14 protein-coding genes are annotated in these 14,048 nt (G+C 71.8%); 4 read left to right on the top strand and 10 right to left on the bottom strand.

Annotated elements, in window-relative coordinates; genetic code table 11:
* The first annotated feature begins 106 nt into the window (after positions 1–106).
* On the top strand, positions 107–1,090 hold the full coding sequence (locus AB0C28_RS15165) for a helix-turn-helix domain-containing protein (RefSeq protein WP_357837321.1): 984 nt from the start codon (positions 107–109) through the stop codon (positions 1,088–1,090).
* Positions 1,091–1,150: 60 nt separating this feature from the next.
* Here AB0C28_RS15165 and AB0C28_RS15160 read toward each other — a convergent pair whose 3' ends face one another.
* The 6 genes from AB0C28_RS15160 to AB0C28_RS15135 form a co-directional block, all read right to left on the bottom strand.
* Positions 1,151–1,909 (bottom strand): glucose 1-dehydrogenase, encoded by a 759-nt coding sequence (locus tag AB0C28_RS15160; RefSeq protein ID WP_357837323.1) that lies wholly within the window; start codon positions 1,907–1,909, stop codon positions 1,151–1,153.
* A gap of 123 nt (positions 1,910–2,032) precedes the next feature.
* Positions 2,033–4,309 carry a tetratricopeptide repeat protein gene (locus AB0C28_RS15155; protein ID WP_357837326.1) on the bottom strand — a complete coding sequence of 759 codons (2,277 nt, stop codon included), beginning with the start codon at positions 4,307–4,309 and terminating at the stop codon, positions 2,033–2,035.
* A gap of 19 nt (positions 4,310–4,328) precedes the next feature.
* Positions 4,329–5,084 (bottom strand): hypothetical protein, encoded by a 756-nt coding sequence (locus tag AB0C28_RS15150; RefSeq protein ID WP_357837329.1) that lies wholly within the window; start codon positions 5,082–5,084, stop codon positions 4,329–4,331.
* Between the two features lie 48 nt (positions 5,085–5,132).
* Positions 5,133–5,945 (bottom strand): diaminopimelate epimerase, encoded by an 813-nt coding sequence (gene dapF / locus AB0C28_RS15145; RefSeq protein ID WP_357837332.1) that lies wholly within the window; start codon positions 5,943–5,945, stop codon positions 5,133–5,135.
* A gap of 1 nt (position 5,946) precedes the next feature.
* Positions 5,947–6,840 (bottom strand): tRNA (adenosine(37)-N6)-dimethylallyltransferase MiaA, encoded by an 894-nt coding sequence (gene miaA / locus AB0C28_RS15140; RefSeq protein ID WP_358074793.1) that lies wholly within the window; start codon positions 6,838–6,840, stop codon positions 5,947–5,949.
* A 13-nt stretch (positions 6,841–6,853) separates the two neighbouring features.
* On the bottom strand, positions 6,854–7,381 hold the full coding sequence (locus tag AB0C28_RS15135) for a methylated-DNA--[protein]-cysteine S-methyltransferase (RefSeq protein ID WP_357837338.1): 528 nt from the start codon (positions 7,379–7,381) through the stop codon (positions 6,854–6,856).
* Between AB0C28_RS15135 and AB0C28_RS15130 the strand changes: the two genes are divergently transcribed.
* Positions 7,380–8,297: a ribonuclease Z gene (locus AB0C28_RS15130; RefSeq protein ID WP_357837340.1), complete on the top strand. Its 918-nt coding sequence runs from the start codon at positions 7,380–7,382 to the stop codon at positions 8,295–8,297. The genes AB0C28_RS15135 and AB0C28_RS15130 overlap by 2 nt on opposite strands.
* On the opposite strand, the gene AB0C28_RS15125 is transcribed toward AB0C28_RS15130, so the two are convergent.
* The 3 genes from AB0C28_RS15125 to AB0C28_RS15115 form a co-directional block, all read right to left on the bottom strand.
* Complete coding sequence (locus AB0C28_RS15125; RefSeq protein ID WP_358074790.1) at positions 8,270–8,923, bottom strand: hypothetical protein; 654 nt, start codon at positions 8,921–8,923, stop codon at positions 8,270–8,272. The genes AB0C28_RS15130 and AB0C28_RS15125 overlap by 28 nt on opposite strands.
* A gap of 53 nt (positions 8,924–8,976) precedes the next feature.
* Positions 8,977–9,717, bottom strand: coding sequence for an isocitrate lyase/phosphoenolpyruvate mutase family protein (locus AB0C28_RS15120; RefSeq protein WP_357837346.1), 741 nt, complete (start codon positions 9,715–9,717; stop codon positions 8,977–8,979).
* Between the two features lie 235 nt (positions 9,718–9,952).
* Positions 9,953–10,543: a hypothetical protein gene (locus tag AB0C28_RS15115; protein WP_358074787.1), complete on the bottom strand. Its 591-nt coding sequence runs from the start codon at positions 10,541–10,543 to the stop codon at positions 9,953–9,955.
* A 358-nt stretch (positions 10,544–10,901) separates the two neighbouring features.
* On the opposite strand from AB0C28_RS15115, the gene AB0C28_RS15110 reads away from it, so the two are divergent.
* Entirely contained in the window at positions 10,902–11,429 is a 528-nt protein-coding gene (locus AB0C28_RS15110; protein WP_358074785.1) for a hypothetical protein, read from the top strand.
* A 184-nt stretch (positions 11,430–11,613) separates the two neighbouring features.
* Here the strand turns inward: AB0C28_RS15110 and miaB are convergent, their stop codons facing one another.
* Positions 11,614–13,113: a tRNA (N6-isopentenyl adenosine(37)-C2)-methylthiotransferase MiaB gene (miaB, locus tag AB0C28_RS15105; RefSeq protein WP_357837355.1), complete on the bottom strand. Its 1,500-nt coding sequence runs from the start codon at positions 13,111–13,113 to the stop codon at positions 11,614–11,616.
* 137 nt (positions 13,114–13,250) lie between these two features.
* Between miaB and AB0C28_RS15100 the strand changes: the two genes are divergently transcribed.
* A complete protein-coding gene (locus tag AB0C28_RS15100) occupies positions 13,251–14,006 on the top strand; it encodes an amino acid ABC transporter ATP-binding protein (RefSeq protein WP_346108779.1) in 756 nt (251 codons plus the stop codon).
* The last annotated feature ends 42 nt before the right edge of the window (positions 14,007–14,048 follow it).

Here is a 14,048-nt window from a genome sequence, read left to right as displayed (position 1 = left end):
GCAACGAACATAGATCCCCGCGTCCCCGCGAACAAGGGCCCCTTCACCGCCGGGAACGGCCCCCATACTCTTTACTTCGGATCATGGCAGGTCAGGAAGAGGGGACATGGCGCAGCGGCGCTTACTCGAAGGGCTCGGTGTCACCGTCGCCGAGGAGAACTCGTACCGGGCCCTGCTCAGACACGGGCCCGCGACGCTGAGCGAGCTCGCCGCCGAGACCGGCACCTCCGCCGCCGCCATCCGCCGCATGCTGCCCCGGCTGGAGGACCTCGGGCTGATCTCCCGGGTCGCCGGCCGGCCGCTGCGGCTGGTCGCCACTCCCCCGAACGTCGCCATCGACATCCTCGTCGCGCGCCGCCAGGAGGAGCTCACCCACAGCAGGGCCGCCGCCGCACTGCTGGCCACCGAGGTCGCGGACCGCGGCGGGCCGCACCCCGAGGAGGTGCTGGAGGTGGTCAGCGGGCGCGACGCCGTGGCCAGGCGCTACCTCCAGCTCGAACGCAACGCCACACGGGAGATGCTGGTGCTGGTGCATCCGCCGTACGCGGTGGACGTCAGCGACGACAGGGAGAACCGCCGGCGCGCGGCCCGCCAGGGCGCGCCCACCCGCGGCATCTACAGCCCGCTGGCCTTCGAGCACCCCGGCATGCTGGCCCACACCCGCCGCGCCATCGCCGACGGCGAGCAGGCCAGGCTCGGGCAGGTGCCGGTCAAGCTGGCCATCGCCGACGCCCGCACCGCCATCCTGCCGCTGGTCTCCGACGAGGACCGGGCCGTGGAGAGCGCGCTCGTGGTGCACCCGTCGGCGCTGCTCGACGCCCTGGTGGGGCTGTTCGAGACGTTGTGGCGGGCCGCCGTGCCGCTGCGTCTGTCGGACGAGTCCCTCGAACCCGAGGCGTGGCCGCAGGCGTCCGACGCCGAGGTGCTGACCCTGCTGGCCGCCGGCATGAAGGACGATGCCATCGCCAGGCAGCTCGGGCTGAGCCCGCGCACGGTCCAGCGCCGCGTCCAGGTGCTGTGCGAACGCCTGGGCGCCAGGACCCGCTTCCACGCCGGCTTCCTGGCCGCCCAGCACGACCTGCTGGACTAGGGTGACCGGCATCGCGCCGCCCGCCCCGAGCCGTGCTCCCGAGGTCCACCGCAGGCCGGGCTAGGTGATCAGGATCCCGCCGTCCACCGCCAGCGTCACCCCGGTGATGTACGAGGCCGCGTCGCCGGCCAGGAACACCGCGGCGGCCACCAGCTCGGCCGGATCCCCCGCCCGTCCCATGACCACCCGCTGCTCCGTCATCCGCTCCAGGTAGCCGGGTGGGTACTGCTCGGTCATCTCCGAGGCGAAGAACCCCGGCTCCAGGCAGTTGACCCGGATGCCGCGCCGCCCCGTCCACTGCTGGGCCAGGTCGCGGGTGAGCCCGGTGACCGCCGCCTTCGAGGCGCTGTAGGCGGCCTGCGGCAGCCCGGCCGTGGTCTCGCCGAGCACGCTGCCGATGTTGACGATCGACGAGCCGGGCCGCATGACCCGCGCGCACGCCTGCGCCATCCAGTAGGTGCCGTGCAGGTTGACGTCGACGACCTGGCGGAACTCCTCGGGGGTCTCGCGCAGCGCGGGCACGGCCGTGCCGATGCCGGCGTTGTTGATCAGCACGTCGACCCCGCCCAGGCCCTCGACGGCCGCGGCCACCAGCCGGTCGCAGTCTTCCGGCCGGGCCACGTCGGTCTGGACGGCCAGGCACGCGCGGCCGGTCTCCTCGACCAGCCGACGCGTCTCCTCCAGCCGATCCGCGCGCCGGGCGCCGATCACCACGTCGGCGCCCGCCTCCGCCAGGCCCCTGGCGAAGGCCACGCCGAGGCCCGATGAGGCCCCGGTGACGATCGCCACCTTGCCGTCGAGCCGGAAGCGCTCCAGCACGTCACACCTCGCTTCTCGGAACGAAGACCCGGCTGTTCGGAACGAAGGGCCCCGGCCGCCCGACCACCGGCTCGGCGATCACGACCTCGTGCGGCCGAGCCGGACAGGACGGGCCGGATGCCCCTACAGGCCGTATTCCTTGACGATGCGCTCGTGCCGTTCGATCTCGACGTCGATCTCGCGGGCCAGGTCGAGCCAGGCCAGCGGATGCACCCACCGCTCGGTGGCGTCGTCGAGCAGCGCGTCGACCTCGGAGGGCGACACGTCGGGCGGCACCGCGACCCAGCCGAACACGCCCGGCAGCGGCTCGCTGCTGGTCGGGTGGGTGACGGTGTAGTTTTCGTCGCTGTAGACCCACATCGGCCAGCCGCGCTCGGCCATGACCTCGGTGAACTCGGCCCAGTCCTCCTCGCTCGGCGCGGCGCCGTCGAAGAAGTAGCTGGTGTAGCCGCCGGGCCGCAGGATGCGCACCGCGCCGAACGGCGGCACGAAGTTCTGCTGCTCCTCCGGGTCGTCGGGGACGGGCTCCAGCAGCTGCGGGTCGAACACGACCAGGTCGCCGGCGTTGTAGTCCATGCCGCGCGGCTGCGGCAGGGCCAGCCTGGCGGTGGCCGGGCCGGTGCGGATGGACAGCACCTGGCGCTGGCCGCCGTCGGGGGCGGGCAGGATGAGCCTGATGAGGCCCATCTCCTCCTCGATCGGGCCCTCCTTGGACTTGATCGGCATGCCGATCTTGGCCGCGCCCTTGCGCACGGTCTCCCAGTCCTCGGCCGAGGTGGCCATGACGATCATGCGCCAGACGTCCTCCTCGGCCAGCTCGTCGAGCACCTCGAGCAGCACTTCGGCGGCCCTGGCGTTCTGGTCGAGCTGCTGGGCCGCGCCGGACAGCAGGCGGCGGGCGTCGAGCCCGGCCCCGGCCGCGAGGGCGTGCTCGCCCGCTTCGACCGTCTCCTGCCAGCGCTCGCGGGCGCTGTGGAGGCGGGCCAGCGCGAGGTATTGGGCGGCGTGCGGCAGCAGCCCGGCCATCTGCTCCAGCCGCTCGTCCTGGCGGGCTTCGATGAGCAGCGTGGTCAGGTAGGCCACGTCCTCGGGGTCGGCGGTGGCGATGTCGCCGGTGTCGACGAGCAGCTTCCAGTAGATGTCGGCGCCCGTGGCGGGGTAGCCGAGGAAGCCCAGCGTGGTGGTGTGGCGGCGGGTGGCCTCCAGGTCCTCGCCGGACAGCGGCGCGAGCCAGCCCACCCACTTCTCCGGGTCGGCGTTGAAGCCGTCGGCGGCGTCGAACAGGCCCACCCGCTCGGCGAGCGGACCCGGCGGCGTCGCCTCGGTGGCGGCGTCGGCTGCGGTCCGCAGCGCGGCGATACGCTCGGCCAGGTCGCCGGCCTCGCGCAGCTCGGCGGTGCCGGACTCGGCCACGTCGGCCAGCAGCCTGGCCTGCCAGACGCCCTGCCTGGCGATGGCCAGCTCGCCCGCGACCAGGGCCAGCTCGACCCGGGAGCGGTAGCCGCCCATCATGCCGAAGTAGTCGGTCCACTGGCGCAGGACCCGGCCGAGCTGCCAGGTGTTGGTGATCTGCGAGGAGCCGGCCAGCTTGTTGACGGCGTGGGCCCACTCGACCCACACGCGCGGGTGGTCGCCCACCACGTCGAGGTCGGGCAGGGCGTCGACGGCCTCGGCGGTGCGGCCGAGCGTGGCCAGGATGAGCGAGCGGCGCACGCCGTCGCGGTGCTCCTTGGCCACCGGGTCGTCGGCCTGGAACTCGGCCGCGGCCTGGAGCGCGGTCAGCGCGTCCTCCGCGCGGCCGGCGGCCAGCAGCGCGCGGGCGCTCTCCGCACCCAGCTCCCAGCTGGCCTCCCGGCCGGCCGTCTTCAGCCGCTCGACGGCGGACTCGGCGTAGGTCACGGCCTCGCCCGGCTTGCCCGCGTCGACGAGCGCGGCGACGTACTGGGTCACCAGGCCCGTGAAGGAGGGCCGCTCGGGGCTCATGCCCTCAAGCGCGGCGGCCAGCGTCTCCAGCCGCTCGGCCGCGTAGCCGGGGCCGTCGGTGTTGGCCCACACGACGGCCAGCGCCTCGACCGCGGCCGGGGTGGCCGGGCAGTCACGCACGTCTTCGCGCTGGGCGAACGCGAGCAGCTGCTCCACGTCGGCCAGGGCCACCGCCCCCTGCGCCCGGTCGCCGATCCGGCCGACCAGGTGCCAGTAGCGGGCGTAGAACTCGAGCCAGGGCAGCTCAAGGGTCTCCGCCTGCTGCGCGATGGCCGGGGCCATCACGTCGAGCTGCGGATATCGGCCCTCATAGGCCTGTGCGGGGAGGTCTCCCAGCGCCATGGCGAGGCCAACGTTGCCCGCCTCAGAAAGCTGCTGCTGGGTGTCGCCGACCCAGGCCCAGATGTCCACGTCCATGGGCAGTCAGTCTGCCAGGTCAACGAGCGTCCCCAAAACGCAGAAGCTCGATCAGCTCGTCCGACTCGGTCTCGGTGAGGACCGAGAACGCGGGCGCCATGAGGTCGTCCGTCGTCTCCTCGACGGCGGCGCGGCGCGCGACGAGCTCGGGACCGGGCGTGGCGTACGGCTCAGGCCACTCGAAGAACCTGGCGATCGCCTCGCCTGCCGACGTCCCGAGCGGGGCTCCGCGGTGGTCGGCGGCCAGGGTGGCGTCCAGAGGATGCATGCCCGCCGCGATCACGGCGTTGGCGTGCAGGCCGCCGCGCAGCTCGCGTACGACGTGCATGAGCTGGGCGGCCCTGGCCGGCGGGTCGCCGGGCAGCGGAACGGCCCGCCACCCCGCGAACAGCGGCGCGCCCACCGGCGACGCCTGCTCGACGACCGGCTGCAGCAGCTCGGCGATCCTGGCGCAGCCGTCGTAACCGCCCAGATTGCGCCGGCCCCACGCCTGGCACGCCTGCGCGTAGAGCTCGACGGCGTGCTCGGCCGTGAGCTTGCGGCCGCCGTTCCAGTTCGGCTCCACGTGCCGGGAGGGGAAGAAGACGGCGACCGACGTGACCACGTCGGCGTCGCACTCGCCGAGGACGCCGCAGCGGCCCCTGAAGTAGAGCTCGCGCGGGCCGAGGCCGTGCTCCTCGCAGAGCGCCTTGGCCTCTCTGGAGATCATGAAACCGCCGCCGAGCCGGCCGATCGGCGTCTTGACCTGCGCCGCCGTGGTGCGTGGGTCAGCCATGTCCACCTCTCAGTGCGTGAAGTGAACCCAGCATCCCCTACCAGAACATCATTCTGCAAGCAGGAGTTCGCCGCTGGCGACGATGGTCGCGGGACCGGACAGGTAGCTGGTCTCCTCGTCGAGGATGACCGTCAGCGTGCCGCCCAGCACCTCGATCGTCCATGTGCCGGTGGTGTCGCCCGACAGGTGGGCGGCGGCCACGGCGGTGGCCACTGCGCCGGTGCCGCAGGAGCGGGTCTCGCCGGAGCCGCGCTCGAAGACGCGCATGACCGCGCGGCTGGTGCCGACCGGGTTGAACAGCTCGATGTTGACCCCGGCGGGGAAGACGCCGGTGTCGAAGCCCGGCTGGTGGGTGAGGTCGAGCTGGGCGACGGGGTCGCCGATGGCGCAGGCCAGGTGGGGGTTGCCCATGTCGACGGCGAGCCCGGTGTATTCCTGGCTGCCCACGGTGGCCACGCTCTCGCCGGAGACCACGGGCTTGCCCATGTCGACCGTGATGTCGCCGTTCGGCTCGACGCGGATCCGCCGCACGCCGCCCCGCGTCGCGATCTCGAACTCCGAGGCGCTCACCGCGCCGGTGTCGATCAGGTAGCGGGCGAACACCCGCACGCCGTTGCCGCACATCTCCGCCATGCTGCCGTCGGCGTTGCGGTAGTCCATGAACCACTCGGCGGCCGAGGCCTGGTCGGCGACCTCGGGGCTCTGCTTCGTGCGCACCACCCGGAGCACCCCGTCGGCGCCGATGCCGGCTCTCCTGTCGCAGATCTTGGCGACGAGCGTGGCCGGTACGTCGGCCACCCCGTCGGGATCAGGCAGGATGACGAAATCGTTCTCGGTGCCGTGCCCCTTGAGAAAGCGCATGCTAGGAGTTTATTAGCGCCAGAGATCGCTCCAGGATGTCGGGGGCGTCGTACGGCAGCCAGTGCACCCGCGGGTCCCTGCGAAACCACGACTCCTGCCGCCTGGCGAAGCGCCTGGTCAGCCTGACCGTCTCGGTCATCGCCTGCTCCTCGCTCCACTCGCCGGTGAGAAAGCGGATGACCTGCGCGTAACCGAGCGCCCGCCCGGCCGTGCGCCCTTCGGCCAGCCCCTGGCCGAGCAGCGCCCGCACCTCGCCGACCAGCCCCGCCTCCCACATCCTGGCGACCCTGAGCTCGATCCGCTCGTCAAGCACCGGCCTGGGCACCTCCAGCCCGATCTGCACGCTCGGGTAGACGGCGTCGTACGACGGCATGGTGGCCGAGAACGGGCGGCCGGACAGCTCGATCACCTCCAGCGCGCGCACGATGCGCCGGCCGTTGCTGGCCAGGATGGCCGCCGCGGCGGCCGGGTCACGCTCGCGCAGGCGCTCGTGCAGGGGGCCGGGGCCCAGCTCGGCCAGTTCCTCCTCCAGCCGGGCCCTGATCTCCGGGTCGGTGCCGGGGAACTCCAGCTCGTCGATGGCCGCGCGCACGTACAGGCCGCTCCCGCCGACCAGCACCGGCACCTCGACGGCGTCGATGACGGCCCTGGCCAGTTTCTGGTACTCGGCCACGCTGGCGGTGACCGTCACGTCCCAGATGTCCAGCAGGTGGTGCGGGACCCCCCGCCGCTCGGCCTCGGTGAGCTTGGCCGTGCCGATGTCCATGCCCCGGTAGAGCTGCATGGAGTCGGCGTTGACGCACTCGCCCCCCAGCCGGAGGGCGAGGTCGACGGCGAGATCGGACTTTCCTGCGGCCGTGGGACCCACGACGGCGATGACTGACTGCTGGCGCACGGCGACAAGTCTGCTAGAGATCGAGGAGCGTCGGCTGCAGATAACCCTCGTGGGTCAGCAGCCAGCGCTTGGTCTCCACGCCCTCGCCGCCGCTGAAGCCGCCCAGCCCGTTGCCGGCCGCGACGACCCGGTGGCAGGGCACCACGATGGGGATCGGGTTGGAGCCCATGATCGAGCCGATGCCGCGCGCGGGCACGCTGGAGCCGCTGAGCGTGGCCAGTTCGCCGTAGGTGACGGCGCTCCCGTACGGGATCCCGTGCAGGGCGCGCAGCACCCGCAGCCGCGAGCCCGACATCAGCCGCCAGTCGATCGGCGTCTCGAACCGCTTCAGCTCACCGGCGAAATAAGCATTCAGCTCGGCGACGGCGAAGGCCGTACGATCCGCATCATGAACCTCAGCCAGGTCGAGCCGGCCGGACACCCGGGCGCGGGAGCCCCAGCCCGACGCGACGAGCCCGGTCTCGGTGACGGCCAGCACGAATGGCCCCACCGGCGTCTCCACCTCGGCGAAGGCGACCGTCTCCTCGTTGGCGGTCATCATGTCCTCACGTGAGCTCGTGGTGCTGGGCACGTCCAGCGCCGTTCCTACCCGACACCGTAACCACAACGGCTACCTCCTGCGCTGGGACGGCCAGGGCTTCCTGTTCGACCCGGGCGAGGGCACGCAGCGACAGATGGTGCACGCCGGCCTGAGCGCCAACGACGTCCACTGGCTCTGCGTGACCCACTTCCACGGCGACCACTGCCTGGGCCTCCCCGGCGTCGTCCAGCGCATCGCACGCGACAAAGTACGCCATCCGGTGCGCGCCGTCTTCCCCGCCTCCGGCCAGACCTACTGGCGGCGGCTGCGCCACGCCGCCGTGTTCGCCGACACCTCGGTCATCGCCGAGCATCCACTCACCGGCGACCTGGCCGGCGTCGGCCCGCTCATCGCGCGCCGCCTGTCCCACCCCGTCGAGTCGTACGGCTACCGCGTCCAGGAGCCGCCCGGCCGCCGCATGCTGCCCGACAAGCTGGCCGCCCACGGCATCCGCGGCCCCGACATCGGCGAGCTCCAGCGCACCGGCTCCGTGCGCGGCGTCACCCTGGCCGAGTGCAGCGTCCCCAGACCGGGGCAGAGCGTGGCCTTCATCATGGACACCCGGCTCTGCGACGCGGTCTTCGAGCTGGCCTCAGGGGTCGACCTGCTGGTGATCGAGTCCACGTTCCTGTCGGCGGAGAGCGCGCTGGCCAAGGAGTACGGGCATCTGACGGCGTTCGAGGCCGGGGTGGTGGCGGCGGACGCGGGGGCGCGCAGGCTCGTGCTCACGCACTTCTCCGAACGGTACGGCTTCGACGACGAGCCGACCTTCGTCGCGGAAGTACGGCGCAACTTCGACGGCGAGGTGGTGACGGCCCGCGACCTGATGCGGATCCCGGTGCCGAAGCGTCAGACCGTCCACGTCCCGACGAGATAGCCGACCCCGTACGGGGCCGTCTCCATGAGCAGCCGCCCCTCGTAGTCCCGCCCGTCCGCCGCGCCCGCCAGCACCTGGAAGGCGGACCGGCCGCTCACCCACAGCCGGTCGGCCTCCTCCGGATCGAGGGCGGCCAGGGGAGTGGGGTCGCCGCCGGCGACGGCCTGGGCGATGCGGTCGTTGCAGGGGCCGGCCGCTTCGTCGTACTTGCCGGGGGCCTTCGGGCTGAGGCAGGCCGAACCGTCGGCCATGACCAGCAGCGCCACCCTGTCCGCGCGGTCGGCCAGTTGTTCACCGAGCTTGGCGCAGTCCTCGCCCGGGGCGTCCCAGGCCACCGACTGAAAGGCGTCGGGTCCGTGCGCTCCGAGCAGCAGCCGGGCCACGGTCAGCGACAGCGGGAGCACCGGCTCGCCTAGGCCCGCCGCGAGCTCCGGCCCCCAGGGGCGCAGGCTGCCCGCCGCGTCGCCGTCGTACGCGCCGGTGGCCGGCGCGCCACCCACCACGATCAGCGCGTCGGGCCGCGCGTCGCGCAGCGTGGCGATCGCGGTGTGGCAGGCGGAGCGGAGGTCGGGCATCCCCAGGACGACCAGCGGGGTGAGCGGGCACACGGCCGCGGCGACAAGCACGAGCGCAAGCGTACGTCCGGCTCCTGCCTTGCCCGGCACGGCCCCTGCTGTTGTCAGTACGGGTCGTGGCCCGCGCGTATCTCGGCGAGCAGGCTCTCCGTGAAGGTCTGGGACGCCTGGTGCAGGCCGCTGCCGAAGCTGATCCTGGCCACCCCCAGCGCGGCCAGCCCGCCCAGCCCGGGGGTCCCCGGTCTGAACAGCACGTTGACCGGCCCGCCGAGGCCCTCGACCAGCGCCCGGATCTCATCCGCGTCGGCCAGCCCGATCGGGTACACGCAGTCGGCCCCCGCCTCCAGGTAACGCCGCCCGCGCGCCAGCGCCTCCTCGCGCGTCACCTGCCCGCGCAGGTAGAGGTCCACCCTCGCGTTGATCACCAGCCCGTCGCCGGCCGCCGCCCGCACCTCGGCCAGGAACCCGGCCTGTTCGTCCTGATCCACCATCTCGCCGCCGCCCGGCAGGGAGTCCTCCAAATTGCAGCCCACGGCCCCGGTCGCGAGCAGCCGTTCGGCCAGCTCCGCGGGCTTGAGGCCGTAGCCGCGCTCCACGTCCGCCGTGACGGGCCGGTCCACGGCCCTGACCACCCGGGCGATGGCCGCCATCATCTCCCCGACGGGCGTACGCTCTCCGTCCTCGTAGCCGAGCACCCGCGCGACCGCGGCGCTGCCGGTGGCGACCGCGGGGAACCCGGCCGCCTGCACGGCGCGGGCGGAGGCGGCGTCCCAGACGTTGGGCAGCACCAAAGGGGTTCCCGGCACGTGCAGAGCACGCAGCTCGGACGCTCTGTCAGTCGTCATACCCCGACCCTACGGACGGCACCGGCTCCTCCGAAGGGCCAGTAAGCCCCATAAACGGCAAGCCACTTCGCCGGACACCCGACCACCACGAGCCGTCCTTCCCGCCCGACATCAGGACCGGCCACCACAAACCCACTTGGCCGCCCGTCGTCAGGACCGCCGTCTCGAGTCCTTGCCACCCGGCGTCAGACCGACCGCCGCGAGCTCACCCTGGCGCCCATCACCGGAGACGTGCTCAGCAACCGCTCTTCGAGCACTGGCCGGGGACGAGGCCGCCGGGACCGTCCGCCGGGCTGTCGGCCTCGGAAGGGGTGCCGGCGCCTGAGGACTGGGGCGACTTGGTGGGCGAGGTCGTCGCGGGCTTCTTGTTGGTGCCGGTCTTGGCGGAGTCGGTGCCCGTGTTGCCCGTCGTGTCCCCTGCCCTGTCACCCGTACCGGGCTGGTCTCCGCCGTCCGGGACCCCGGCGGCGACGTCGCCCATGCTGCCGTCGTCCTCGGGAGCCTCGCCCGTACGGTCGTCCCCAGGGGAGTCGGCGGGAGAGTCGCCCGCCGTGGCGTCGTCGTCGCCGCCCTGATCCTGGTTCGCGTCGGCGCTCTGGGAGGTCGCGGGGCCGCCGCCCTGCTGGGCGCTCCCGAAGGGGTTCGAGGCCAGCATGTAACCGGCGCCACCGGCCACGAGCACGGCGATGAGCGCCGAACCGGCGATGAGAAGGGTCTTGTTGCTCTTCTGCCTCGGTCGTCTGTTTCCCGACGCCCTGTTTTCCAGGCGGGTGTCTCCCGGCCCGGTGAGGATCTCCTGGCGATCCGCCTCGGTCGGATCTTGCATGGCGTTACAGCTCCCTGCGGTCGTATCGGGGAAAGCTCGCCGGCTTCCGCGGGTGATGGACCACACTAGCCGCAACAGCTGAATGCTCGCACAACAATCACAAAGGAATCACGACTTGTCCCCCCTTAGATCCATTAGCCCAGGTAGCCGCGCCAACCTGGCACCCGTGGCCGGAGCCACCGGGGTGCTCGTCACAGCGGCGCTGGGAATATTCCTGGCATTCACCAACAGTAAGGAACCGTCACCGCAAACACCTCAGGAAATGGATCAGGAAACCCCGCTTTCCCCAAGATCAATACCACTCTCGGCATCGAATACGCCACCGACGGCGACCGTCCTTCCGCCGTCGGTGGCGCCCATGGCTGGAACGCTCCAATTCCCGACGGCCCAGCCCGCCGACGTCATGCTCGGCCCGCTGACGCCCCCGTGGATCGAGACCGTTCCGCCCCCGAATGCGAGCCTGCCGCCCTGGGGAGCGCACCTCCCTCCTGTGGGCGCCGACCTGCCGGCCGTGGGCGCCGACCTGCCGCTCATCCCCTCGGCGACGGCCGGCCCGCCGGTCACCCCCGTCGCCGAGGACGCCGATCCGCGCCGGCCAGGCAGGGACGGGAACCGCCCCCCGAAGGTCCGACCCGCCCCACGGGCCACCCCGCAGGTCCCCCCTGAGGAACGCCCGTCACCCGGCGGCCTCGCCCCACCGCCCCTGCCGTCCCAGCCGCTGCGGCCCCCGTCGTCACGGCCGATCGCACCCCAGCCGTCCCACCCGCCGTCCCACCCGGCGTCCCGGCCGGCCCCGCCGGGCCGCGCGGGCCCCGACCCCTGCGCCACCATGCACGACTTCCGCCGCCGCTCCTGCTACGACATGCTCGACCGCCTCACGCGGTAGACCCCCGGCACAGCGAAGGGCGGCCCCGGATGATCCGGAGCCGCCCTTCCCAGCAGTACGCAGAAGAGCCCGGCGAGACGGGCAACGGCATGGGCCGCCCGTCGTCAGCGGTACCGGCCAGACCCGGCGGGACCGGCGACGGCGCGGGCCGCCCGACCGTCGTCAGTGCGCCGTCAGTGTGCCGTCAGTGCGCCGAGCAGGCCCCTGTCGAGGCCGGCAGCGGGGCGGGCCGTCCGACGGTGGGCATGCCCAGCAGCACCCCCGAGCCGCCGCCCGAGCTCCCGCCGCCCTGGCGGGCCTCCCAGGCGTCTCCCGCCCTGGTCCGCCGCAGCCCCAGCACGGCCCCGTCGGCCACCAGGTGGTGCGGCGCCGCGTACGTCACCTCGACCGTCACCATGTCACCGGGCCGCGGCGTCTCCTCGCCCACCGCGAAGTGCACGAGCCGGTTGTCCGCCGCGCGCCCCGACAGCCGGCGGGTGGCCTCGTCCTTGCGCCCCTCGCCCTCGGCCACCAGCACTTCGAGCGTCCGCCCGACCTGCTTCTTGTTCTCCTCCCATGAAATCTCCTCCTGCAGCGCCACCAGTCGTTCGTAGCGCTCCTGGACGACCTCCTTGGGCACCTGGTCCGCCATCGTGGCCGCGGGCGTGCCGGGGCGGATGGAGTACTGGAAGGTGAAGGCGTTGGCGAAGCGGCTCTGCCGGACGACGTCGAGGGTCGCCTGGAAGTCCTCCTCGGTCTCGCCGGGGAAGCCGACGATGATGTCGGTGGAGATGGCCGCGTCGGGCATGGCGGCGCGTACGCGTTCGATGATGCCGAGATAGCGCTCGGCCCGGTAGGAGCGGCGCATCGCCCGCAGCACCCGGTCGGAGCCCGACTGCAGCGGCATGTGCAGCTGGTGCATGACGTTGGGCGTCTCCGCCATGGCGGCGATCACGTCGTCGGTGAACGCGGCGGGGTGCGGCGAGGTGAAGCGGACCCGTTCGAGCCCCTCGATGTCGCCGCAGGCGCGCAGCAGCTTGCCGAAGGCCAGCCGGTCGCCGAACTCCACGCCGTAGGTGTTGACGTTCTGGCCGAGCAGGGTGACCTCCAGCACGCCCTGCTCCACCAGCGTGCTGACCTCGGCGAGGACGTCGCCGGGCCGGCGGTCCTTCTCCTTGCCGCGCAGCGACGGCACGATGCAGAACGTGCAGGTGTTGTTGCAGCCGACCGAGACCGACACCCAGGCGGCGTACGCGGACTCGCGCTTGGTCGGCAGCGTCGAGGGAAAGACCTCGAGCGACTCCTTCAGCTCGACCTGCGCCTCACCCTCGACGCGGGCCCGCTCCAGCAGCACCGGCAGCGAGCCGATGTTGTGCGTGCCGAACACGACGTCGACCCACGGCGCCTTGCGGACGATCTCGCCCTGGTCCTTCTGCGCCAGGCAGCCGCCGACGGCGATCTGCATGCGCGGATTGCTCACCTTGGCCGGTCTGAGGTGGCCCAGGTTGCCGTAGAGGCGGTTGTCGGCGTTTTCCCGCACGGCGCACGTGTTGAACACGACGACGTCGGCCGCCTCCCCGTCGGGAGCGGCCACATAGCCGGCGTCCTCCAGCAGGCCTGACAGCCGCTCGGAGTCGTGGACGTTCATCTGGCACCCGTATGTGCGCACTTCGTAGGTGCGGGCGCCCTCCTGAGTCACAGTCATGGCATGTTCAAGGGTAGTCGGTGTCAGCCTTGGGACTGCCCGGACCGATCTAAAAGGCCTGCTTGATGGCACGATGTGATCGGATCGGTACCGCTCGGTTAGTGCACAGCGTTCTAATGCCCTCTACGTTTTACTCCATGACGGAGAACGGCGACGCCACTCCACTTGTGCAGTTGGAGAACGTCAACAAGCACTTCGGGGCGCTGCATGTCCTGAAGAACATCAACTTGACCGTCTCTCGTGGCGAGGTATTGGTCGTCATCGGTCCCTCGGGCGGCGGGAAGTCGACGCTCTGCCGCACGATCAACCGGCTGGAGACGATCAACGACGGCAAGATCATATTTGACGGCCAGGTGCTGCCCGACGAGGGCAAGGCGTTGGCCAGGCTGCGTTCCGACGTCGGAATGGTCTTTCAGTCGTTCAACTTGTTCGCCCACAAGACCATCCGGGAAAACGTCACGCTCGGCCCGATGAAGGTGCGCGGCAAGGCCAGGGACGCCGCCAACCAGCGGGCGATGGAACTGCTCGAAAGAGTGGGCATCGCCGCGCAGGCGGACAAATATCCGGCCCAGCTCTCCGGCGGTCAGCAACAACGTGTGGCGATCGCCAGAGCACTGGCCATGGACCCGAAAATGATCCTGTTCGACGAGCCGACCTCCGCACTCGACCCCGAGATGGTGCAAGAGGTCCTCGATGTCATGATCGGGCTGGCACGTGACGGGATGACCATGATGGTCGTCACGCACGAGATGGGGTTCGCCCGCCGGGCCGCGAACCGGGTGGTGTTCATGGCCGAGGGGCAGATCGTCGAGGAGAACACTCCCGACGAGTTCTTCACCAATGCGCAGACGGACCGGGCGCGAGACTTCCTTTCGAAGATCCTCACGCACTGACTATTGAGGCAGGTACACATGCACATGCGTCGAACGGGAGCA

The organism is Nonomuraea sp. NPDC048892 (genome assembly GCF_040649735.1).
Lineage (GTDB): Bacteria > Actinomycetota > Actinomycetes > Streptosporangiales > Streptosporangiaceae > Nonomuraea > Nonomuraea maheshkhaliensis.
Note: the sequence above shows the minus strand (reverse complement) of the source record. Positions and strands in the feature narration are given on the sequence as shown.

Excerpts from the sequence above, each read along its gene's own strand:
- AB0C28_RS15165 (WP_357837321.1), top strand. The coding sequence starts at position 107 with ATGGCGCAGCGGCGCTTACTCGAAGGGCTCGGTGTCACCGTCGCCGAG.
- AB0C28_RS15155 (WP_357837326.1), bottom strand. The coding sequence starts at position 4,309 with ATGGACGTGGACATCTGGGCCTGGGTCGGCGACACCCAGCAGCAGCTT.
- AB0C28_RS15150 (WP_357837329.1), bottom strand. The coding sequence starts at position 5,084 with ATGGCTGACCCACGCACCACGGCGGCGCAGGTCAAGACGCCGATCGGC.
- dapF (WP_357837332.1), bottom strand. The coding sequence starts at position 5,945 with ATGCGCTTTCTCAAGGGGCACGGCACCGAGAACGATTTCGTCATCCTG.
- AB0C28_RS15130 (WP_357837340.1), top strand. The coding sequence starts at position 7,380 with ATGTCCTCACGTGAGCTCGTGGTGCTGGGCACGTCCAGCGCCGTTCCT.
- AB0C28_RS15135 (WP_357837338.1), bottom strand. The coding sequence starts at position 7,381 with ATGATGACCGCCAACGAGGAGACGGTCGCCTTCGCCGAGGTGGAGACG.
- AB0C28_RS15120 (WP_357837346.1), bottom strand. The coding sequence starts at position 9,717 with ATGACGACTGACAGAGCGTCCGAGCTGCGTGCTCTGCACGTGCCGGGA.
- AB0C28_RS15115 (WP_358074787.1), bottom strand. The coding sequence starts at position 10,543 with ATGCAAGATCCGACCGAGGCGGATCGCCAGGAGATCCTCACCGGGCCG.
- AB0C28_RS15110 (WP_358074785.1), top strand. The coding sequence starts at position 10,902 with ATGGCTGGAACGCTCCAATTCCCGACGGCCCAGCCCGCCGACGTCATG.
- miaB (WP_357837355.1), bottom strand. The coding sequence starts at position 13,113 with ATGACTGTGACTCAGGAGGGCGCCCGCACCTACGAAGTGCGCACATAC.
- AB0C28_RS15100 (WP_346108779.1), top strand. The coding sequence starts at position 13,251 with ATGACGGAGAACGGCGACGCCACTCCACTTGTGCAGTTGGAGAACGTC.